The 21,757-nt window shown below is 70.8% G+C and carries 14 protein-coding genes; 9 read left to right on the top strand and 5 right to left on the bottom strand.

What is annotated here, in order from left to right:
* Positions 1-19 precede the first annotated feature (19 nt).
* Together ACMGFG_RS22890 and ACMGFG_RS22885 are read left to right on the top strand one after the other, a co-directional pair.
* Entirely contained in the window at positions 20-724 is a 705-nt protein-coding gene (locus ACMGFG_RS22890) for a hypothetical protein (RefSeq protein ID WP_436932604.1), read from the top strand.
* 190 nt (positions 725-914) lie between these two features.
* Entirely contained in the window at positions 915-1,169 is a 255-nt protein-coding gene (locus tag ACMGFG_RS22885; RefSeq protein ID WP_436932603.1) for a hypothetical protein, read from the top strand.
* Between the two features lie 109 nt (positions 1,170-1,278).
* Here the strand turns inward: ACMGFG_RS22885 and ACMGFG_RS22880 are convergent, their stop codons facing one another.
* Positions 1,279-3,114 carry a helicase C-terminal domain-containing protein gene (locus ACMGFG_RS22880; RefSeq protein WP_436932602.1) on the bottom strand — a complete coding sequence of 612 codons (1,836 nt, stop codon included), beginning with the start codon at positions 3,112-3,114 and terminating at the stop codon, positions 1,279-1,281.
* Between the two features lie 111 nt (positions 3,115-3,225).
* On the opposite strand from ACMGFG_RS22880, the gene ACMGFG_RS22875 reads away from it, so the two are divergent.
* A complete protein-coding gene (locus ACMGFG_RS22875) occupies positions 3,226-4,551 on the top strand; it encodes a hypothetical protein (protein ID WP_436932601.1) in 1,326 nt (441 codons plus the stop codon).
* A gap of 36 nt (positions 4,552-4,587) precedes the next feature.
* Here ACMGFG_RS22875 and ACMGFG_RS22870 read toward each other — a convergent pair whose 3' ends face one another.
* On the bottom strand, positions 4,588-4,791 hold the full coding sequence (locus ACMGFG_RS22870) for a DUF7561 family protein (protein WP_436932600.1): 204 nt from the start codon (positions 4,789-4,791) through the stop codon (positions 4,588-4,590).
* Between the two features lie 113 nt (positions 4,792-4,904).
* Between ACMGFG_RS22870 and ACMGFG_RS22865 the strand changes: the two genes are divergently transcribed.
* Entirely contained in the window at positions 4,905-6,386 is a 1,482-nt protein-coding gene (locus ACMGFG_RS22865; protein ID WP_436932599.1) for a PAS domain-containing sensor histidine kinase, read from the top strand.
* A 683-nt stretch (positions 6,387-7,069) separates the two neighbouring features.
* A complete protein-coding gene (locus ACMGFG_RS22860; protein WP_436932598.1) occupies positions 7,070-7,984 on the top strand; it encodes an MBL fold metallo-hydrolase in 915 nt (304 codons plus the stop codon).
* Positions 7,985-8,005: 21 nt separating this feature from the next.
* Here ACMGFG_RS22860 and ACMGFG_RS22855 read toward each other — a convergent pair whose 3' ends face one another.
* Positions 8,006-12,295 (bottom strand): PAS domain S-box protein, encoded by a 4,290-nt coding sequence (locus tag ACMGFG_RS22855; RefSeq protein WP_436932597.1) that lies wholly within the window; start codon positions 12,293-12,295, stop codon positions 8,006-8,008.
* A gap of 227 nt (positions 12,296-12,522) precedes the next feature.
* Between ACMGFG_RS22855 and ACMGFG_RS22850 the strand changes: the two genes are divergently transcribed.
* From ACMGFG_RS22850 to ACMGFG_RS22840, 3 genes are all read left to right on the top strand, one after another.
* Complete coding sequence (locus ACMGFG_RS22850; protein ID WP_436932596.1) at positions 12,523-12,843, top strand: DUF7344 domain-containing protein; 321 nt, start codon at positions 12,523-12,525, stop codon at positions 12,841-12,843.
* 123 nt (positions 12,844-12,966) lie between these two features.
* Positions 12,967-13,098: a hypothetical protein gene (locus tag ACMGFG_RS22845; protein ID WP_436932595.1), complete on the top strand. Its 132-nt coding sequence runs from the start codon at positions 12,967-12,969 to the stop codon at positions 13,096-13,098.
* Positions 13,099-13,390: 292 nt separating this feature from the next.
* Positions 13,391-15,565: an amino acid permease gene (locus ACMGFG_RS22840; protein WP_436932594.1), complete on the top strand. Its 2,175-nt coding sequence runs from the start codon at positions 13,391-13,393 to the stop codon at positions 15,563-15,565.
* A 48-nt stretch (positions 15,566-15,613) separates the two neighbouring features.
* Here the strand turns inward: ACMGFG_RS22840 and ACMGFG_RS22835 are convergent, their stop codons facing one another.
* Positions 15,614-17,446, bottom strand: a complete 1,833-nt coding sequence (locus ACMGFG_RS22835) for a formate/nitrite transporter family protein (protein WP_436932593.1) — start codon at positions 17,444-17,446, stop codon at positions 15,614-15,616.
* A gap of 128 nt (positions 17,447-17,574) precedes the next feature.
* Here ACMGFG_RS22835 and ACMGFG_RS22830 point away from each other — a divergent pair, with 128 nt between their 5' ends.
* Positions 17,575-19,434: a cation:proton antiporter domain-containing protein gene (locus ACMGFG_RS22830; RefSeq protein ID WP_436932592.1), complete on the top strand. Its 1,860-nt coding sequence runs from the start codon at positions 17,575-17,577 to the stop codon at positions 19,432-19,434.
* A 79-nt stretch (positions 19,435-19,513) separates the two neighbouring features.
* Here the strand turns inward: ACMGFG_RS22830 and ACMGFG_RS22825 are convergent, their stop codons facing one another.
* Complete coding sequence (locus tag ACMGFG_RS22825) at positions 19,514-21,145, bottom strand: PAS domain-containing protein (RefSeq protein WP_436932591.1); 1,632 nt, start codon at positions 21,143-21,145, stop codon at positions 19,514-19,516.
* Positions 21,146-21,757 lie beyond the last annotated feature (612 nt).

The raw sequence follows: 21,757 nt of genomic DNA, 5'->3' as shown, positions 1-21,757 counted from the left end.
CTCGGTAAATCGGAGGAGAGTGCTGAAAGCCATCGGAGTCGGCGGGGTCAGTATCTCGGGATTCGTCGGTTCGTCGGCCGCAGCAGGGGGAGATCCGGGAAACAGCGACGGGAACGGGAAAAACGAACATCAGAAATATCTTCGCTCGTTCGACCCCGACGACCCGGAAGAGCGGAAGAAAGCGGTAGGCCACCTTTCAGAGATCGAGACGAGAGAAAAAGGGGAACACGTCTTTTCGACCCTTCCCGACAAACGACAGGACGCGATTCGGGATGCGTTGGACAATCAGAAGTGTTTCCACGTCGAAGAAAAACACAGAAAGAGCCACCGCCATCCCGAGGATTCGAACGACTCGGCGATCGATATCAGTGCCGCGTCAGACGAGACGACTACTTGGCATTGCAAGGGCGTGCTAAAGAACTCCGTCGGTGGAACCGAGGGGTCCTTTGACCACTACGTCCACTGGGACCACTCCGGCGAAACCGTGGAAAACTTCAGCCACTGGAAGAAAGTCAAGGCCGGCGGCTGGTTGACGTATTACAGCGGCACGACAACTGATTACATCGACAACCGAGACGACTACGGCGTCTCGAAAATGGGTGGGCAGTTCGAGGCCTGTATCGTGAGAAATGGGTGTTATTTATCGACGGAGATCGGTTCCGGCATCTGGGTGTATCCGAACGGCGACTATTCGTGCAACGAGTGGGACGATAGCACCAACTAGTCGACGAGTTCGTCGACAGTACTATTGATTCAATTTTGGCCACCCTCGAGAAACTGAGGGTAACGGTAACAGAAGCGCCTCTTCCCGCGAGCCGTTCCGATGTAGTATGGTTGTGACTGAAAACGCCCCGACAGATGAGTTATATTTTTGAAACGATGGGTTCTTGTTACTGTGGATTGTTATTATGCGCATGCCGCGAGAAGACCAGACCGACATCTCGGAATACGAGTCCTCATACTTGGGGGCCAGAGACGCGATTCTATCGCTGTCGGAAAAATACATCTCAGCCATTCTCTTGATTATTATCGGTATTTTCGGGCTCGGGCTGCTCGTATCGATCGGTCTTTCAGTTCTCGATGGAACGGCCTCGTACGTCGCATATCCTGCAGCTATCTTCGGAATTTGTCTGATCGCATTTGCCGCATACGAACTCCACCACGTGTAGTCGGCTGGAAGTAGACACACAAACGGTCCATCTTTGAGCTTTTGTTGATTTCCCATTTACACGATAGCGACGCGTCGTCAGGCTCGGCCGAAGCCGACCGCTCCTGGAGTCACTCCGTGTCCCACACGTCGGCGATGGGGTTGGAGCTGGACTTCGAGCGGCGGGAGCGGCGGCGACCGCCGCGAGAACTGTCGTCGTCGCTCGATCCGGACCCCGAAGCCGACGCGCCGCCGGACGAACCGGACCCGCTCCCGGGACTCGCCGACCCAGTCGACCGGGAGCGGTTCGACCCGCCCCCGGAACTCGACCCGGTCGCGGCGGCGGTGTCGACGGCGGGCAGGTCGGGTTCGCTCATGCGATCGACCTGTTCGGCGAACCAGTCGGGCATGTCGACGCGGGCGCGTTCGAACAGGTCCAGTAGCGACGAGTCCGCGAGGTACGTCGCGCCGAAGTCGTCGGGCGCCCGGACGACGCGGCCACAGGCCTGGATCACCGTGCGGAGGGCCGTCCGGTAGTACCAGCCCCACTGGTCGTCCTCCAGCCGCGCCGCGACGCGGGAGTCGCGGGTGTTCGGATAGGGGGCCTTGCAGAGCAGCTGCCAGCGACACAGGTCGCCCTCCAGGTCCAGCGCCTCCTCCATCTTGACGGAGAGGAACACGTCGGGGTCGTCGACGCGCTTCCACGTGGACAGTTGAGCGTCGCGGTCCGCCGAGTCGTGGGCGCGCACCCGCGAGTCGACGCCGTACTCCCGGAGGTGTTCCTGCAGTTGCTCCTGGATGGCGTAGGAGTGGCAGTGGACCAGCCCCTTCTCCGATGGGTGGGCCTGCATGATGCGGACGAGCGTCTCGGCCACTCTCGGAATGGTCTCGTCGCGGGCCTCGTAGGTCATCTTCCCCTGGGTCACGTCGTACAGCGGGCGGTTCTCGACGGGGAAGGTGTGGGGCACCTCGACGAGGGCGACGCGGTCGGGCGCGAGGCCGACGTTGGCGCAGAAGGCGTCCTTGTTGAGGATCGTGGCCGACAGCAGCGCGAAGTTGCTCGCGCGGTCCCAGACGGTGTGTTTGAGGTACTTCTCGGGGGCCATCGGCTTGATCGTCACCCGGCTCCCCTCCCCGCCGTTCTGGTCGACGACCCAGGTGGTGGCGCTGTCCTCGTCGCGGTAGTCCTCGGCGAACCACGACAGGTCCGACTGCAGCTTGACGAGCTTGTCGCGCTCGGCGGCCTCCTCGGGGTCGAGTTCGGCCTGCTGTCGAACCTCCGTCAGCCGGCGGCCGGCCATGGTGTGGAGCGTGTCGGCGTAGCTCACGGCGTCGTCGAGGCCGTCGATCTCGGGGGGTTCGCAGGCGTCCCAGACCGGGACGGTGTCCGGGCCGAGGTCGATGGTCGCGTACATTTCGGCCCAGTTGCCCAGGCCGTGGGCCTCGTCGATCACGAGCACGTCGCGCTGGCCGAACACGTCCGAGCCGGCCGTCTGCATGAAGTAGGCGAGCGTCATCGCGGCGATGCGGTTGTTCGCGGCGATGGCGCGGTCGGAGAAGTACGGACAGCGGTGTTGCACCTGGCAGTCGAACATCCGCTCGCGGGCGCAGGGCGCCTGGTCGACGGGCGTGTCGGTCTCGCCGGGGAGGATGCAGTCGTAGTTGTTCTTCCCGCGGATGACCTTCAGGTCCTGCAGGAGGTCGTCGCTCGCCACGTCGTCGAGCTGTGAGACCTGCGGGGTGGTGTAGTAGGCGTCGATGGGCTCGCCGCCCTCGCTCTCGCCGGCGGTGCGGGCGCAGCCGGCGATGGCGCGGGCGAGCAGGGACTTGCCGCTCCCGGTCGGCGCGCGCACGAGGACGACGTCGTTGTCGGCCGCGAAGGCGTCGCGGATGTCGGCCAGGGCCTGCTCCTGGGCGCCGCGGTAGGACGGCGCCGGGAACTCCTCGAAGATCCGACCCGGTTGCACGTCAGGGGACACCGGTCCCGGGAGCGTAAACCTGCCGGAAGGCACGGCCCTCCCGCCGGCGACCGTGTCAAACAGCAAGTATTTACCGGGGGACGGGGAAACGCCGTGACGATGACATCCCCGCGACGAACCTTCCTCCGACGGAGCGCGGCCGCCCTCCTGGCCGGCGCGACCGCCGGCTGTCTGAGCGGCGATACCGGGACCGCGACGGACGAACCGCCCGGTGCGTCGACCGACGACGCGACCGAGACGGCGACGGCCACGCCGACCGAGACGCACGCGCCGACGGCGACGGCCACGCCGACCCCGTCGGGGCCGCCGAACGCCGACTACGCGGCGTGGCTCCCGGCGCCGGCCGCGCTCGACCGCGACCACTACGCGTTCACGTCGGCCGCGCCCGCGGCGCTGGTCGACCGGGCGTCCGACCTCGGCGACGGCGCGGTCGAGACCTTCCGGGGCGGATCCGGGGTCCCGGGCGTCGAGTCGTACGCCGACACGGCGTCGTTCGTCCAGCTCGGCCTCGGCGTGCTCGTCTTCGACGGCGGGGTCGACCGCGGCGCCGCCGCGGAGGGCCTGCGGAGCCAGGGGTACAGCGAGACGGAGACCGCCCACGGCTTCGCCGTCTTCGCCCAGGAGGGCGGCGGCGCGGCGGCGCTCGGCGAGTCGGCGCTGGTCACCGCGCCGGCGTTCAACGACCGCGACCGCGCGACCGCCACCGTCGAGGCGATCCTCGCGGCGCGGACCGGCGACGGCGAGCGCTACGTCGACGCGTCGGCCGACTGCGCTCGCCTCGTCGACGCGCTCGGGAGCGGGCACATCCTCGCCGGGCGGACCTACCGGGCCGGTGCGACCTTCGACGGCGCCGTCGCCGGCGGCATCGCCTACGAGGTGGCGGGATCGGAGACGGCGGTCAGGACCCCGGCGGTCTTCCGCGAGGGGCAGGTCGACGAGGCGGCGGTGGCCGACTGGGCGGCCGACGCCGAGGCGTTCTACGGGCGGGAGCCCGAGACGGCCGTCGACGGCCGGGTCGTCACGGCGCGGGCGACGGTCGACAGCGCCGACATCGAGCGGTTCCGCCAGGGGATGCCCGGGGAGTCGCCCCGCGGCGGGACGCGGACGCCGCAGGTCGCCTTCACCTTCGAGTACGAACCGGCCGGCGACGGGGTCGGACGGCTGACGATCACCCACGAGGGCGGCGACAGCGTCCCGGAGGCCGAACTGTTCGTGCGCGGGGCCGGCTTCGCCGACGTCGAGGGCGTCGACCAGACCGCGGCCGGTGGGTGGCAGGGAACGGCCAGCGGCGACGACGCGACGGTCGTGGCCGGTGACTCGGTCACGGTCGGCGTCGCGGGCGACTACGAGATCAGCGTCGTCTGGGAGCCCGAAGACCGGGACACGTCGGCGACGCTCGCCGACGGCGAGGGACCGGACGCCTGAGCCCGGAACCGGCCAGAGCCGGTGGCTGGGCAGTGCCTACAGGTCGGCCACGTCCTCGGCGGTCGGTTCGCGGTCGTCCGGGAGCCGTTCGATGCAGTCGTAACAGAGGAAGTGCTCGGAGCCGTCGGCCAGTTCGAGCGACAGCCCGTCGGTCGTCTGCTTCTCCAGCGTCCAGATGTTCGCGATACCGCCGGCGATGCTCACGTCGTCGCCGCAGCCGTCGCACGGCCGGGTGGTCATACCCGCCGTACGGCGGGCACCGGGAAAAGCGACGCGGGCAGGGCACCCGCCACCGCGTGTCACGACCCCGTCAACTTATCACGGGCAACGAGTAACAGGTACATCGAGCCGAGATGTACGGACCACCGGTCGTGCTGTACGTCGGGCCCGACGCGGCGGCGGTCGCCGACGCCTGGGCCGAGTCCGGCGACGGACTCGACGTTCGCGGGGCCGGCCCCGAGGACGACGTAGCCGACCGGCTCGCAGACGGCGGGTTCGACGCCGTCGTCTGCGACTGCGACGGGTCGTTCGACGCCCGGGCGACGGTCGAGGCGGTCCGCGACCACTCGGCGTCGCTGCCGGTCGTCGTGTTCTCGGTCGGCGACGCCGTGTCGCTGGCGGCCGTGGCCGACCTGGGCGTCGAGAGCTACCTGCAGGTCGAGGCCGGCGCCGACCGCGTCGAGCGGCTGGCGGACGTGCGCCCGCTGGTCGAGCGCCGCCGGGCGGCCCGCCGCGAGTCGACGATGCTCGACTCGCTGCTGGAGAACCTCCCGCTGTCGGTGTACTTCAAGGACCGCCGGAGCCGCCACGTCAGGGTCAGCGACGAGATGCCGCGGCTGACCGGGCCCGCGTACCTGCGGAACCCCGAGGGCAAGCGCCACCACACGCCGGCGGACGTCGTCGGGAAGACGGACTTCGACCTGTACCCGCCGGTGCTGTCCGAGGAGGCGGTCGCCGACGACCGCCGCGTGGTCGAGACGGGCGAGTCCATCGACGACCGGGTCGAACACGCCTACGGCGACGACCTGGAGGAGACCTACGTCACCACCTCGAAGGCACCGTGGCGCGACGAGGACGGGCGGATCCTCGGCGTCGTCGGCGTGACCCGCGACATCACCGAGCGCAAGCGCTACGAGAACCAGCTCGAACGCCAGAACGAGCGCCTGGAGCGGTTCGCGAGCGTCGTCTCCCACGACCTGCGCAACCCGCTGGAGGTGGCGCTGGGCCGGCTGGAGTTCGCCCGCGAGGACGGCGACGAGGAACACTTCGACGCCATCGAGCGGTCGCTCCACCGGATCGACGACCTGATCGACGACGTGCTGACGCTGGCCCGCGAGGGGGAGGCCGTTAGCGACCCCGAACCCGTCGAACTGGCGGAGGTGGCCCGCCGGGCGTGGACGGTCGTCGCCACCGACGAGGCGGCCCTGACCGTCGAGACGGACGCGACGCTGCTGGCCGACGGGAGCCGCCTCCAGCAACTGCTGGAGAACGTCTTCAGGAACGCGATCGAGCACGGCGGCGACGACGTGACCGTCACGGTCGGTGACCTCGGCGAGCGCCAGGGCTTCTACGTCGCCGACGACGGCCCCGGCATCTCCGAGGCCCACCGGGACAGCGTCTTCGACCCGGGCTACTCGACCGACGACGACGGCACGGGCCTGGGACTGAGCATCGTCCGGACCATCGCGGAGGCCCACGGCTGGGAGACGGACGTGACCGGGGGCGAGACGGGCGGCGCGCGCTTCGAGTTCGGCGACGTGAGCGGCGACGGGCTCGCGACCCCCCACACCGACGACGGAGCGACCGACGAACGGACCGGCGCCGGCGACGACTGACCCGACGCCCGCCGACCGATTCGGGTGTGTTGGGTACAGGCGAGGGCTGTAGCGGTGAGCGGGTGCGGTCGGCGCGCGCTGTCGTCTCGGAATCGCGTGCGATTCCGATGGGCCGTCAGCGCTTGCTCTGACGTTGGCGGCCTCCGTGCCGCGACGACACCGCGCGAGGGCTTCGTGAACGTGTGAACGAAGGCTTGTCAGAGCTTGCTCTGACAGTGGATGAGCGACGGTCGGAGCGAATCGGCCGGGGAGGCTCGTGGCCCGTTGCGGTGCTGTGCGGGGCGGTTGCGGTGCCGTGCGGTTGCGGTCCTGGCGTCCGCGCGAACGTGTGAGCGCGGGCTCGGGAGAGCTTGCTCTCCCGGTGGACTGAAAGGGCGAGGCGCGCTCGCGCTCGTTCAGTCGTCTGAGCGACCCCTGCCCGAAGCGGCCTCCGGCCGCGAGGGTATGTCGCTCAGCGACCGCGAGCGCGCCGAGAGCTTTCAACGCTCGCTGTCAGTTGCAGTCGCAGTCACTGCTAGCGAGCGCGCCGAAGGCGTTCACCGCTCGCTGTCTCGTGCGGTCGCAGTCATTCGGTTGCCGTCCACACCAACCCGACCGGAAGCAACCGAGACACCCGCAACACGATCGAACGCCGCGTCGGAGGGGACGCCAACCGTTTAGTCCGCGCCGCCCGGGGATCGGGTATGGCCATCGGCGACGTGTCCGCGGTGACGGTCGGCGACTGCACGGATCTGTCCTACGTCGACACGGGGATGTACGACACCGAGGCGTACGGGGCGGTCTACCTGATCGACGACGACCGGCCCGCCCTGGTCGACAGCGGCATCGGGACCAACTACGAGCGCGTCCTCGACCTGGTCCGCGAAGCGAGCCTCGAACCCGCGGACATCGAGGTGATCGCGCTGACGCACGTCCACCTCGACCACGCCGGCGGGGCGGGGTTTCTCGTCGAGGAGTGCCCGAACGCCGAGGTGTACGTCCACCCGGTCGGCGCGCCCCACGTGGTCGATCCCGAACGGCTCTGGGCGGGCACGAAGTCGGCCGTCGGCGACCAGATCGAGTTCTACACCGAACCCGAACCCGTCCCCGAGGCGCGAGTCACCGAGATCGAGGACGGGGACACGATCGACCTGGGCGACCACGCGCTGGCGGTCCACCGCGCGCCGGGCCACGCCCCCCATCAGGTCGTCTTCCACGACCCCGCGAACGACACCGTCTTCACCGCCGACGCGGCGGGGATCTACGCGCCCGACCCCGGTGAGATCTTCCCGACGAGCCCGCCGCCGAACTTCGACCCCGAGGAGTGTCAGGCCGACATCGACACCCTCCGCGCGATCGAGCCCGAGGTCCTCTGCTACGCCCACTTCGGCCCCGCCGAGACCGGTGACAAACTCGACCGCTACGCCGACGTGCTGGACTCGTGGGTCGAGGCGGTCGCGGCGAAGCGGGCAGAACTGGACGACGACGCGGCGGTGGTCGACCACTTCGTCGCCGAGGCGGACGCCGAGCGGGCGGTGTGGGGCCGCGAGAAGGCCGACGCCGAGGTGGCGATGAACGTCCGGGGCGTATTGGCGGCGCTGGACCGGGACGACGAGTAGCCCCGTCGGGGCCGGCCGGATTCAGTCGGCGGTCCCCTCGAAGAGGCCACCGAACACCTTGCCCTCGGCCTTGCGGAGGTGCTGGTGGAAGGTGGGCGGGGAGACCTGCAGCGACTCGGCCACGTCCTCGCCGGAGGCGTCGCGGGGCCACTCGAAGAAGCCGGCGTGGTAGGCGGCCTCCAGCGTGGTGCGCTGGCGGTCGGTCAGCCCCTCCAGCAGCGACCGCGTCGGGCGGGCGCGGGCGTCCTCGGTGGCCACCTGCTGGCGGCGCAGCATCGTCGCCTGGGGGTAGGCCTCGGTCACGGCCTCGATGACCTGCCGCACGTCCGTGTTCGGCGAGACGTGCAGCGTCATCCGGTAGTCGCCGTCCTCGAAGACGGCCTCCTCGACCGACCCGCCGAGCGACGCGAGCGTCGACAGCACGGGCGGTTCGACCACCCGGAGCTCGAACCCGCGGTCGCGCTCGTCCTCGCCGTCGGTCTCCGCCTCGTCGAATGACACGTCGGTCCAGTGGGGGAGCTGCTCGACCAGCTCCCCGACGGTGTCGACCGCCTCGGGCGAGGCCGACCCGTAGACGAGGAACTCGTCGTCGCCGACGGAGACGACGTGGTCGAACGAGAACCGCCCCCCGGGCTGCTCGTCGAGGTCCAGCGCCTCGAAGAGGTCGGTGATCTGGAAGTCCAGCTCGACCACCTCGTCGGACAAAAGCGCCTGCTTGCGCTCGGCGGCGGCGATGGCGTGGCCGACGACCTCGCCGAGCTGGGCCAGCACCGTCCGTTCCTGGCCCTGGAAGGCGTCGGGGCGGCCGGCGTAGACGTTCAGGACGCCGTAGGTGGTCCCCTCGTGGACGATCGGGATCGCCGCCGACGACCGGACGCCGTAGCTGTCGACGCGCTCGCGCCAGGGGTCGTGGGCGTCGCTGGCCCGGATGTCCCGGGTGACCTGCATCTCGCCGGTCCGGAACGCCCGTCCGGTCGGACCGCCGCTGCGCTCGTCGTCCGGGTCGACGGAGATCGTGATCCCCTCCAGATACCCGTCCGTGCCGGCCTTCGCCCGCGGCTCGACGGTCTGGCTGGCGGTGTCGACCTCGCCGATCCAGGCGAAGCGGTAGGAGTCGGCCGCGGCGAGGTGTTCGCAGACCGTCCGCTCGATCTCCTCGCGGGTGGACTGGTCGACGACGGCGTCGGTGATCCCGTTGACGACCTCGTTGAGGCTGTTGAGCGCCGCCAGCTGCTCGCGCTGGCGGACCAGCCGCTCCTCGTAGCGGTGGCGGTTGATCGCCGTCGCCAGCACCGTCGCCACCGACTGGACGAAGTTCACGTCCTGCTGGGAGACGCTCGCCGGGTCGGTGTCGTGGGTACCGAGGATCCCCCACGGCTCCTCCGGCGACCCGACGACGACGCTGATCCCCGAGCGCACGCCGTGGTCGCGCAGCAGGTCCGGGCCGCTGAACCGGTGTTCGTCCCGCAGGTCCTCGACGACGACCGGGTCGCCCGACCGGAGCGTGTAGGCCGCCTGGGAGTCGTCCGCGACGGCCGAGACGGTCGCCTCGCCGACGAGCCCCTCGTCCCAGCCGACCCCCTGGCGGAGCAGCAGCTCCTCGCCGTCCTCGTCCAGGTCGAGCACCTTGCAGTAGTCGTTGCCGAGCGTCGTCGCCACCTCCTCGACCGCCTCGGCCATCAGGGCGTCGAGGTCGCGCTCCTCGAGGGCGCGCCGGCCGAGTTCGGTGACGACCGCCTGCTGGCGGACCCGCCGCTGGAGCTCCCGCTGGCGGTCGAGGCGCTCGGAGATGTCCCGCACGACGCCGCAGCGCCCGGTGCCGTCGCCGTAGGGGAACGGTTCGTAGCGCGTCTCGACCGGGACGGCGGTGCCGTCCTTCCGGTGGAGCTCGAACTCGATGGTCGCCGCCTCGCGCTCGCCCGCCGCGACCGCCTCGGCCCGCTCCTCGACGACCGGCGCGTACTCCTCGTCGTAGATACCGGTCGCTTCTATCCCCAGTAGCTCCTCGCGCTCGTAGCCCAGCATCTCGCAGAACGCGTCGTTGACGAGCACGAACCGGTCGTCGTCGTCCAGCGCGTAGATGCCGTCGTCGACCGTCTCGACGATCCGCTCGTACTGTTCGAGCTCCCGTTCGCGCTCCTTGCGCTCGGTGATGTCCCGGACGACGGCGATACGCTCGTGGCCGCCCGCCTCGCCGTCCGCCGCGGCGTCGGCGTCCATCAGCGAGAACGTCGCCTCGCCGATCCACTCCTCGCCGTCGGGGCCGGGCAGCGTCGCCTCCAGCGTCGCCGTCGCCCGGTCGTCGACCGCGAGGACGTCCTCGAGCCGCCTGGCCGCCGCGGCGACCGCCTCGTCGACGACCGTCGAGACGTGGCTCCCCACGAGCTCCTCGGGGTCGCGGCCGACCATCGCCGCGTAGGTCTCGTTGACCTGCGTGAAGTAGCCGTCCTCGTCGACGACGTAGATGCCGTCCTCGACGGTCTCGACGATCCGCTCGTAGCGCTCCAGCTCCCGCTCGCGGGCCTTGCGCTCGGTCACGTCCCGGAAGTACACCGAGAGGCCGCTCTCGGAGGGGTGGACCGACACATCGAACCAGGTGTCGAGCGGCGGGAAATAGGCCTCGAAGGAGACGGATTCGCCGGTCTCGCGGGCGCGCTCGTAGTGCTCCTGGAACGTCGTGCCCACGGCCTCGGGGAACGCGTCCCAGACGTTCCGGCCGACGAGTTCGCCCCGGTCGCGGTCGAGCAGCGCCGCCGCCCGCTCGTTGACGTAGCTGAACCGCCAGTCCCCGTCGAGCGCGAAGAAGCCGTCGTCGATCCGCTCGAGCACCTCGTCGAGCTCGTGTTCGAGGTCCTCGCGTCGCCGTTCGAGCCGCTCGGCCTGCTCTTTGAGCTGTGTCACGTCCTCGGCGGCGACGACGACGCGCTCGACCGCGCCGTCGTCGGTCAGCGGCACGGCGTCGATCGAGAGCCACCGCTCGCCGAGATCGGGGAGGTCGAACCGGCCGACCCAGTCCCTGACCGGCTCGCCCGTCCGGCGCGCCCGCTCGTAGGGCCGCTCGCCCGGCGGCACCGGCTCGCCGTCCTCGTCGCGGACGGCCTCGGCGGGGAGCCGTTCGGCCGCCGCGTCGACCGCCGACGCGTCGGCCGCCTCGTCGATCCCGAAGTACCGCCTGACGGGGTCGTTCATCCTGACGGGCTCGCCCTCCGCGTCGAGGACCACGACCCCGACCGGGATGGTGTCGAACACCCGTTCGAGCAGGTCCCGCTCGCGCCGGAGCCGTCGCTCGAACTCCCGTCGCTCGGTCATGTCGCGGGTGACCTTCACGAACCCCTCCAGTTCGCCGTCGTCGCCGTGGATCGCCGTGATCGTCACGTTCGCCCACAAGCGCGTCCCGTCGGCCCGGACGCGCCAGCCCTCGTCCTCGATCCAGCCCCGCTCGGCCGCCGCCGCGAGGTTCCGCTCGGGGACGCCCGCCTCGCGGTCGGCCTCGGTGTAGAACGTCGAGAAGTGGTCGCCGACGATCTCGTCGGCCTCGTACCCCTTCAACCGCGCCGCGCCGGGGTTCCACGTCCGGACGCGGCCGTCGGTGTCGAGCCGGAAGATGGCGTACTCCTCGACGGCGTCGACGAGCGACTCGAACTGGTCGCGCTGCTCGCGCAGCGACTGCTCCGCGCGCTTGCGCTCGGTCACGTCGACGTACACCTCGACACGCCCGCCCGCGTAGGCGCCGGACTCGATCGGTCGGCTGCGGTGTTCCAGCCAGCGCTCGGCGCGGTCGTCGCCGGCCGTGACGTGACACTCGAAGCGCGACTCCCCGGCGTCGCCGTCGTAGGTCGATAGCACGCGGTCGGCGAACGCCTCGCTGTCCTCGACGGCGGGCGCGATCCGCTCGTCGACCAGCTCGCGCTTGTCCCGCCCCAGCGCGCGGGCGCGGTCGAGGCCGAAGTACCGTTCGGTCGCATCGTTGACCCACGCCACCTCGTAGTCGTCGTCGAGGACGAACACCCCGACCGCCGCCTTCCCCAGCACGTCCGCGACGAGCGACTCCGCCGCGGCCGGCCACTCCGGGTCCGTGCCGTCGGCGCCGTCCGGGTCCGGGTCCGCGGGACGCCACCACACGCGGGCGCTCGCCCCCACCTTCTTCGTCCGGAGGTGCTCGCGCTCGACCAGCCGGTCCAGCCGGTCGTACGTGCTCCGCCGGCCGAGGTCGAGGCGCTCGGCCACCTCGCTGGTCGTCCGCGGCTCCCCGTCCCCGTCGAACGCCGCGAGCGTCTCCCGGAGCCTCTCGGTCAGCCCCTGCGATTCCATCGTGGTGACCCAGGGCCGGCCGCCACTACAACCTTCCGCCGGCGGAGCCACTATTCGATCCCGACCGATCAGTGTCCGGTAGCCAACGCGTCAGCAAACGATTCCAGCCGGTCGCAAATCGTATTTTCTACCCGACAGTTTCGTCGCGGGGGAGGACCTAATCACTTCTAGCGATCCCTTACCTCGACAGGGGCAGTCGATCGGAGTACGTCCGACGGAATCAACCAATGTCCCAGACTACATCGCGGAACGACGGCCGAACAGTGATCGACCTCGGTGCGGACGAGCGCTACGAGCTGCTGGCGGCCGAGCGGCGGCGGACGGCGCTCGAAGTCCTCGCCGAACGGGGCACGCCGGTCGAGCTCGACGACCTCGCGACGGCGGTGGCAGCCCGCGAGGGCGGGGAGACGCCCGCGGCGACCGACCGGCTCGCGGTCTCGCTACACCACGTCCACCTGCCGCGGATGGCCGACCTGGGCGTGCTCGACTACGACCCGGGGGACAACCGCGTCGTGACCGTCCGCGCCCTCGGGGTGCGGTCGGACTGACCGTTCGCGTGTTCCACGACGGTGCCACCGCGGAACGCACCGGCTCTCGCCCCGGTCCCGCGGAACGCACCGATTCCCGCCCCGGTGCCGCGAGGGTCACCGCCCCCCGCGAGTGACCGGGGGATGAAGGCCCTCTGTCCGAACTGCGGGGAGGCCGACGGCGACCGGACCGGCCGGAGCCACGGGTCCGGGGCGGGTGTCGAAGTCACGTTCACCTGCCCGGAGTGCGACCACGACTGGTCGGTCGGGCTGTAGCGCGAACGGGACCATCTGCGGCGTCGCTCGCGCGGGCGCTGGCCGCGCGGAAACGGCGCCGCTCGGTCGGGCGGCTCATTCGCGCGCCGACCGCGCGGACGGCGATCCGTGTGCTTATCGGGACGGCAACCCTCCACTAGAGCGAGAATACAGTGACCGTCGCCACCAGTCCCGACTGGGACGCTTCTCGACCCCGGTGTCGACACCCCGCGACCGGACGCGGCGGACCGCCGGGTCCGTCGCCCGCGGGCGAACTGCGGCGAGGAAGCGGCCCGGGCGGGATCTCGGCCAGATGAAGTCCCTGGAGCGGGACCTGGGCCTCCCGACGGTCCTCGCCATCAGCATCGGCGCGATGATCGGCAGCGGCATCTTCATCCTCCCGGCGCTGGCGCTGGAGACCGCGGGGCCGTCGGTGGTGCTGGCGTACCTGCTGGCGGGCGTGCTCGTGTTGCCGGCCGCTCTCTCGAAATCGGAGATGGCGACGGCGATGCCCGAGGCCGGCGGGACGTACATCTACATCGAGCGCGGGATGGGGCCGCTGCTCGGGACGATCGCCGGCGTCGGGACGTGGTTCTCCCTGGCGTTCAAGGGCGGGCTCGCCCTGGTCGGCGGCGTCCCCTACCTGCTGATCGCCTTCGACCTGCCGGTCAAGCCGGTCGCGCTGGCGCTGGCGGCCGTGCTCATCCTCGTCAACCTCCTCGGGGCGAAACAGACCGGCCGCCTGCAGGTGATCATCGTCGTCGCCATGCTCGCGGCGCTGTCGTGGTTCGTCCTCGGGAGCGCCACCAGCGTCCAGGGGGCGAACTTCCGGCCGTTCCTCACGGGCGGCTCGGGCGGGCTGCTGGCCGCGACCGGGCTCGTGTTCGTCTCCTACGCCGGCGTGACGAAGGTCGCCAGCATCGCCGAGGAGGTCGAGGACCCCGACCGGAACATCCCGCTGGGCATCCTGGGGTCGCTCGGGTTCACGACGCTGCTGTACGTGCTGATCGTCGCGATCATGGTCGGCGTCACCGACGCCGGCGTGGTCGCCGACTCGCCGGTCCCCGTCGCCGACGCCGCCCGCGCGACCGTGGGCGCGCTCGGCGTCGGCGCGGTCGTCGTCGCGGCCGTCCTCGCGCTGGTCTCGACGGCCAACGCCGGCATCCTCTCGTCGTCGCGCTACCCCTTCGCGATGGCCCGGGACGGGCTGGTCCCCGAGTCGCTGGCCGCCGTCAGCGAGCGCTTCGGGACCCCCGCGACCTCGATCACGCTCACGGGCGGAGTCCTGCTCGCGCTCATCGCGTTCGTCCCGATCCGCGAGATCGCCAAGCTCGCCAGCGCCTTCCAGATCCTCGTCTTCATCCTGATCAACCTCACTATCGTCGCCTTCCGCAAGGGCGCGGCCGACTACGACCCCAGCTTCGAGTCGCCGCTGTACCCCTGGACGCAGGCGTTCGGCGTCCTCGGCGGGCTCGTCCTCATCACCCAGATGGGGGCGACGGCGATCCTGGGCGCGGTCGTCATCACCGTCGGCAGCGCCGCGTGGTACGCCGTCTACGCCCGCCCGCGCATCCAGCGCGAGGGGACGGCGACGGACGTGGTCCGCCGCCGGGTCGGCGAGAACGTCCTCACCGAGACCGAGGACGCCATCACCGGCGAGACCTACGAGGTCCTCGTCGCGCTCACCGCCGAGGTGGACCGCGAGCGCGAGGCGGCGCTGTTGCGCATGGCCGCCGACCTCGTCCGCCCCCACGACGGCCGGGTGGTCGTCGTCTGGTTCGAGGAGGTGCCCGACCAGGCGCCCCTGGAGACCGCCACCGAGACGCAGTCCCCCGCCGAGGTCCGCTTCGAGGAGCAGACCGACGACCTCGCGGTCGACCTCGACGTCGACGTCGACGTCGGCGAGATCGTCAGCCACGACACGAAACACGCGATCGTCAACTTCGCCGAGCACCGCCGCGTCGACACGATCCTCGCGGAGCACGAGCGGCTCCGCCTGCGGTCCCGGCTCCTCGGCGACCCCATCGACTGGGTCGTCCGCCACGCCCCCACCGACGTGCTGCTCGTCGACAACAGGGGGTACGACCGGCCCGAACTGATCGAACTCGTCGGCGACGGCGGGCCGTTCAACCCCGACCAGGTCGCGGTCACCGAGGCGATCGCCACCCAGAACGGCAGCGAGGTGTGTCTCGGCTACCCCGGGACCGACGACAGCCCCGAGCAGCGCGAGCGGACCATCGAGGAGTACCGCGAGCGGCTGGCCGAGCTGCTGTCGGTCCCGGTCCGGACGCCCTCCGACCCGGCCACCGACGGCGGCGCCGACCGTCCGGACCTCCGGATCCGGCGGGGGGCCGACCACCGGCTCCGCGGCGCCCTGCTCGACCGACAGGACGACGGCCCGGTCGAGTGTACGGAGATCTCCGTCCACTCCCACGAGTCCGGCCAGCCCGGCATCGTCCGCCGCCTCTTCGAACGCGTCGTGTTCTGAGGGGGCGGTCGACGCGTCGCTCCGTTCCGCGTCTGGTTTCGCGTCGAGTCACTCCGCCCGGCGCTCGCTCGCGCCGCCGTCCTGTGGCCGCTCGCGGCGGCCGCGCCCGAACAGCCGCTCGACGATCGGGCGGTCGCTGGGGCGCTCGGCGAGCAGCACCGAGGCGTCGACGTCCTCGACCACGTCGAGGTGGAGCGAGTCGGTGACGAGCCGGGAGAGCATCCCCCGCTCGGTCGCCCCGAGCAACACCATGGAGTGGTCGACGGCGGCCCCCTCGATGGCGGCCTCGACGTCGCCGGAGTCGTCGACGATCCGCGCGGCGTCGCCGAGGTCGTGTTCGTCGGCCCACCGGTCGAGGAACCGCTCGCCGCTCTCGACGTCGCTGGGGCCGTCGACGACGTGCAGCAGCGACACGTCGGCCCCGACGGTCGTCCGGAGCGCGCGGGCGACCTCGGCGCTGAGACCGGAGTCGGGACCGCCCGCGGTCGGGAGCAGGACCCGCGAGCAGTCGAGGCCGCGGTCCTTGACGACGAGGAAGTCACAGGGGAGGCGGTTGGTCAGCTCGTCGAGCGGCCGCTCGGCCCGCGCGGCGTTCCACAGCCGGCTCTGGCCCCAGCCCATCGCCACCATGTCCGGACGGGTGCGCCGCGCCCGGTCGAACACCTCCTCGAACGAGCGCGAGGAGACGATCGTCGATGTCTCGAACGCCGCCCCCTCGGGCTGGACCCGCGCCTCCAGGTCGTCCATGAGCCGCTGCGACTCGCGGGTGATCCGGGCGCGGTCGCCGTCGTCGAGCGGACGGTTCGACGGCGCCTGGACGATGTGGACGGTATGGACGGTCCCCTTCTCGCGGGCGCTGGCCAGCGCGCAGGCGAACTCGACCAGCCGCGTCTCGGTCCGCGGGTTCGCGACCGGGACCAGGATCCGGTAGGAGTCGGGGTCGCGGACGAACTCCTCTAAGGTGTCGACCAGCGGCACGTACGACCGCCCGGCGAGGTTGCCCAGCAGCATCTCCCGGACGGAGAGCCGGCGGACGTTCTCGAACTGCTCGATCTCCAGGCGGCGCTCGCTGGTCTGGTAGTAGTTGACGACCGTGACCAGCAGGATTCCCCCGAGCGTGTTGCCCAGCAGGACCGGGATCACGAACTCGGTGAGCCCGACGAAAAGCGCCAGGTCGCCGGCCAGCATCGTGTAGACCACCTCGGTGAAGGAGACGACGACGTGGAAGAGGTTGCCCAGCGGGATCGCCAGGAAGGCCAGGTAGACGACGGCGATCCGGGAGATGGTGTCGCGGGCGGCGAAGTCCATCCAGACGACGCCGGCGACGATCAGCCCGGCGAAGGCGGCCTTGAAGAACAGGGCGGTGACCGGCGTCTCGATGCCGTTCTGCGCCAGCCCGAGTGCGTACTCCGCGGCGGCCGGCTCGAAGACGCCGCCGTACGCGAGCACGACCGCGCCGACGGCGCCGCCCGCGAAGTTTCCCCCGAGGACGATCAGCCAGTGGCGCACCAGCGCGGGGAGGCTGGCCAGCCGCTCCAGGGTCAGTGCGACCGGCGGGAGCGTGTTCTCGGTGTAGAGCTGGTAGCCGCCGATGATGATGTAGACGAACCCGAGCGGGTAGAGCATCACCGCCAGGACCGGCGACTCCGTCGACGCCGACAGCGAGGCGTACAGCAGGAAGGTGATCGTGATCGCGAACCCGCCGGCGACGCCGCTGAAGAACAGCTCGCGGAAGCCGGACGTGATCTCGTGGTCGGCGTCGGCGACGATCCGCTGGAACACCTCGTCGGAGGAGAACCGACCCGGGACGACCTCGCCCGTCTCGGGGACGCTCTCCTCGGACTCCGCCTCGCGGCCCGTCGGCGACTCGGCGTCGGCCATCACTCACACCGCCAGGCCGGAGGTGCAAAGAGGTTTGCCTCTCTGTGGCCGCGCCGGTCGGCCGTCCAGCGGCCGCGGCCGGTGTCAGTGGGTGTGCTTTTGTGTACGGCAGCCGACAGCGGAGACGAATGGCCGAGAGTACGTTGCTCCTGCTGGTCGCCGGTATCATCGCCGTCGGGGTGCTCGCCCAGATCCTGGCCGACCGCCTCCAGGTGCCGGCCATCGTCTTCTACATCGTCGCCGGGCTGGTGCTGGGCCAGCCGGGGCTGGACATCGTCACCGAGGACACGTTCGGCGGCGCCCTCTCGACGGTCGTCGGGTTCGCCGTCGCGATCATCGTCTTCGAGGGCGCCTTCCACCTGAAGGTCGAACGCATCAAGGCGGCGCCCCAGGCCGCCCTGCGGCTGGTCACCGTCGGCGCGGTCATCGCGCTGGCCGGGACGGCCCTGGCGGTGCGGCTGGTCTTCGGCGTCTCCTGGAACCTCTCGCTGGTGATCGGCTCGCTGCTGGTCGCGACCGGGCCGACGGTCGTCACGCCGATCCTCAGCATCGTCCCGGTGCGCGACCGGGTGGCGACCGCCCTGGAGTTCGAGGGCATCGTCAACGACGTGACCGCGGCGATCCTCGCGGTCGTCTTCTTCCAGACCGTCCTGCCGGAGACGGCCGGCAACGACATCGTCCGCGGATTCGTCACCCGGCTGGGGGTCGGCCTGCTGTTCGGCGTCGTCGTCGCGGGCGTCGTCTACTACCTGCTGCGGCACGTCGACCTCTCGCCGGGGGACGCGCCGCGCAACGCCCGCCTGCTGGTGCTGGCGGGCGCGCTGGTCGCGTTCGCCGCCGCGAACTTCGAGGCGACCGAGGCGGGCGTCGCCGCGGCCGCGACCGCGGGGTTCCTGCTGGGCAACGCCGACGTGCCCTACGAGGCGGAGATCGAGGCGTTCAAGGGCGACCTGACGCTGCTGGTGCTGGCGTTCGTGTTCATCGGGCTCGCGGCGCTGCTCGAACCGGCGGCGCTCGTCGAAGTCGGCGTCGGCGGGCTGGTCGTCGTGGCCGCGATCGCGCTGGTGATCCGGCCGGCGCTCGTCTTCCTGTCGACCGCCGGCGACCGGTTCACCCGCGGGGAGCGGACGTTCATGAGCCTGGTCGGCCCGCGGGGGATCATCCCGGCGTCGGTCGCCACCCTGTTCGCCGTCCAGCTCCAGAGCGCGGGACTCGTCGAGGAGGCCAACGTCCTCCTGGGGACGGTCTTCCTCGCGATCCTGCTGACCGCCGTCTTCGAGGGCGGCCTCGCGCGCCACATCGCACGCTACCTGAACGTCATACCCATGAGAGTCATCATCGTCGGCGGCGGCCGGGTCGGCCGGTCGCTCGCCGAACGGCTGGAGAACCGGGGCGAGAACGTCGTCATCGTCGAGGAGGACGAGTCGGTGGCACAGTCGGTCCGCAACGCCGGGTACACCGCTATCATCGGCAACGGGACCGACACCGAACTCCTCCGGGAGGCCGGCGCGGACAACGCCAAGACGGTCGTCGCCGCGACCGGCGACGACGACGCGAACCTGCTCGTCGCGCAGCTGTCGAGCTCGAAGTTCGACGTGGAGAACGTCATCGCGCGGGCGAACAACCCCGACAACGTCGACGCCTTCGAGGACCTGGGCGTCCGCACCATCTCCTCGTCGATGGCGACCGCCTGGGCCATCGACAACCAGATCGAACGCCCCGCCATCGCCCACTGGATGACCGACGTGGGCCAGTCGGGCGACGTGCAGGAGATCGAGGTCACCAGCGAGGAGATCGCGGGCAAGGCCGTCCGGGAGGTCGGGCCGATGCTCCCCGACGCCTGTCTCATCGCGCTGGTCGGCAAGGGCGACTACACCACCGCGGAGGTCCCCGGGCCGGACTACGTCATCGAACTTGGCGACCACGTCACGCTGCTCGGCCAGCGCGAGGCGGTCCGCGAGGGGATGAAACTCGTCGACCCGGACTGAGCGGCCCCGTCAACCCCCTTCCCACGGCCCCTTTCCTGCAGCGCGCGTTTCCCGTGTCCTCGTTTCCCGCGGCGCGCGTTCACTCCACGGGGATCCGGACGCCGACCCGGCGGCCGCGCTCGCAGTCGGGGAGCAACTCGCCGCCGAGCCGCTCGGCACCCCACGAGACCGCCCAGATGTCCAGGTCGTCGGCGTGTTCCAGCTGGGTCTCGCCGCCGTTCGTGACCGCCGCTGCGTCCTGCTCGTCGAGCAGTCGCCCGTCGCTCTCGGCGGTTACGTCGACGGAGGTGTCCCGTCGTTCGACGGTCACCGCCACCGGTCCCGCCGCGTTGCCGGTCGCGTACGACAGCAGGTGCTCGCAGACCGACGCGACCAGCTTCGGCGACCGGTTCACCTCGGTGTCGTCGTCGGCCGTCACCGACACGTCGTGGCCCTGTTCGCGGAGGACGGCCGCGATCTCGGTCACCAGCCCGCCCACGTCGGCCGGCTCGTCGGTCGCCGGGTCGAGACACATGCTCTCCTCGACGGCGCGGGCCCGCTCGCTCACCGCGACCAGCGAGTCGGCCGTCTCGCGGAGCCGCTCGGCGACCCGCTCGTCGCCGCCGTCGGCGACGGCGTCGGCCATCGCGTACACCGCCGTCATGTCGTTGCGGACGTTGTGCCGGAGCACCCGCCCCAGGACCTCCAGGCGCTGGCCGCGGATGCGCTCGTCGGTCACGTCCCGCAGCGCCACCGCGTACCCGGCGTCGACGGCGTCGCCGCGGCGCACCTGCGACACCGACACGTCGAAGTAGCGCTTGCCGACCGCGTCCCCGATCTGGACCGTCGACTCGCCGGGCAGGCCGTCCGGCCCCAGCAGGTCCGCGTCGACCAGCGCCGACAGCGGCTCGCGGACGACCGCGTCGAGCGGCTGCTCGAACAGTTCCTCGGCGGCCTCGTTCATGTCGACGACCCGGGCGTCCCCGTCGACCACCACGACGGCGTCGTTGAGGTTCGAGACGACCGCGTCGCGGCCGATCGCCTCCGCGATCGGTAGCGAGCGGTAGGGGCGGCCGACGGCGATACCGACGGTCAGCGCCGCGAGGATACCCGTCTGGGCGACGACCGCGCCCGTCCCGATGGAGATGGTGTCCGCCAGCTCCAGCGCCGACGTGACCAGCGGCAGCCCCGCGACCGCGAAGCCGACCAGCGAGAGCGCGACCCCGCGCGAGCGCTCGAAGGACGCGTACCGCGTCGCGTCCCAGATCAACAGTAGCGACAGTCCGATCAGGATCCCCCACGACGCCGCGCTGGCGACGCCGCTGACGAGGGCGTTCACGGGACCGACCGAACGCACCGGCTCGGCCATCGGGAGGACAGGTGTGAACCGCACCAGCGCGCCGACCAGCCCGATGACCGGGAGCGACACGACCAGCGCCAGCACCCCCCGCCCGCCCGGGCCCCGGCCGGTGTACGCGATGACGAACTTCGTCCAGCAGACCGCCCCGCCGAAGACGACGATCTGCGTCAGCGGGGCGAGCGCCGCCGCGGGCAGCCCCAGCCCGACGACCAGCGCCTCGGCCAGGGACACGACCGCCAGCAGCGCAGCTATCGCGACCAGCCCGGTCCCCCCCGGCCGGTCGCGCGCCCCCCGCAGCCGCCACGCGTACCACCCGAACGCGGCGGCCACGGCGCCCAGTATCGGCCCACCCACCAGCGGCGCCGAAAGCACACCAGGGGTACCCTCGCTGACAGTATAAATATTTTTTCGAAACTGAATTACGATTTCCCCGGTCAAGTCCCCGGGCGCCCGCTCGGTCCGAGTGACGAACCGCTCGTAGAAAAAGACGGATGAAACGCCGGCGCCCGAACCCTACGGGAGCGAGAACTCGATGGCCGCGCCGCTGCCACCTTTTTCTCGTCGGGTGTCCTCGCTCGCTACGCTCGCTGCGGGCACCACTCTCTGCTCACGGGCGCTTCGCGCCCGTTCGCACGGTCAGCGGGACCTCCGGTCCCGCTCGACTCGAAAAAGATGGGGAAAAATCCGGTCGACTCGCTCGCTCCGCTCGCTCGCGACCGGAGAACCGCGCGCCGGGGGCGCGCGGACGCTACGGCAGCGAGAACTCGATGGCCGCGCCCTGGCGCGACCACCTTTTTTTCGTCGGGTGTCCTCGCTCGCTTCGCTCGCTGCGGGCACCTCTCCTCAAAAAAGATGGGGCAAAAAGCCGGTCGACTCGCTCGCTCCGCTCGCTCGCGACCGGAGAACCGCGCGCCGGGGGCGCGCGGACGCTACGGCAGCGAGAACTCGATGGCCGCGCCCTGGCGCGACCACCTTTTTTTCGTC

The organism is Halosimplex halobium, from assembly GCF_051414055.1.
GTDB classification, from domain to species: domain Archaea; phylum Halobacteriota; class Halobacteria; order Halobacteriales; family Haloarculaceae; genus Halosimplex; species Halosimplex halobium.
The sequence above is the reverse complement of the archived record's forward strand: the minus strand, read 5'-3'. Positions and strand labels throughout refer to the sequence as shown.

What these genes read in the sequence shown, in the direction of transcription:
- ACMGFG_RS22885 (WP_436932603.1), top strand. Translation starts at nt 915, where the DNA reads ATGCCGCGAGAAGACCAGACCGACATCTCGGAATACGAGTCCTCATAC.
- ACMGFG_RS22855 (WP_436932597.1), bottom strand. Translation starts at nt 12,295, where the DNA reads ATGGAATCGCAGGGGCTGACCGAGAGGCTCCGGGAGACGCTCGCGGCG.
- ACMGFG_RS22845 (WP_436932595.1), top strand. Translation starts at nt 12,967, where the DNA reads ATGAAGGCCCTCTGTCCGAACTGCGGGGAGGCCGACGGCGACCGGACC.
- ACMGFG_RS22850 (WP_436932596.1), top strand. Translation starts at nt 12,523, where the DNA reads ATGTCCCAGACTACATCGCGGAACGACGGCCGAACAGTGATCGACCTC.
- ACMGFG_RS22840 (WP_436932594.1), top strand. Translation starts at nt 13,391, where the DNA reads ATGAAGTCCCTGGAGCGGGACCTGGGCCTCCCGACGGTCCTCGCCATC.
- ACMGFG_RS22865 (WP_436932599.1), top strand. Translation starts at nt 4,905, where the DNA reads ATGTACGGACCACCGGTCGTGCTGTACGTCGGGCCCGACGCGGCGGCG.
- ACMGFG_RS22830 (WP_436932592.1), top strand. Translation starts at nt 17,575, where the DNA reads ATGGCCGAGAGTACGTTGCTCCTGCTGGTCGCCGGTATCATCGCCGTC.
- ACMGFG_RS22860 (WP_436932598.1), top strand. Translation starts at nt 7,070, where the DNA reads ATGGCCATCGGCGACGTGTCCGCGGTGACGGTCGGCGACTGCACGGAT.
- ACMGFG_RS22875 (WP_436932601.1), top strand. Translation starts at nt 3,226, where the DNA reads ATGACATCCCCGCGACGAACCTTCCTCCGACGGAGCGCGGCCGCCCTC.
- ACMGFG_RS22870 (WP_436932600.1), bottom strand. Translation starts at nt 4,791, where the DNA reads ATGACCACCCGGCCGTGCGACGGCTGCGGCGACGACGTGAGCATCGCC.
- ACMGFG_RS22835 (WP_436932593.1), bottom strand. Translation starts at nt 17,446, where the DNA reads ATGGCCGACGCCGAGTCGCCGACGGGCCGCGAGGCGGAGTCCGAGGAG.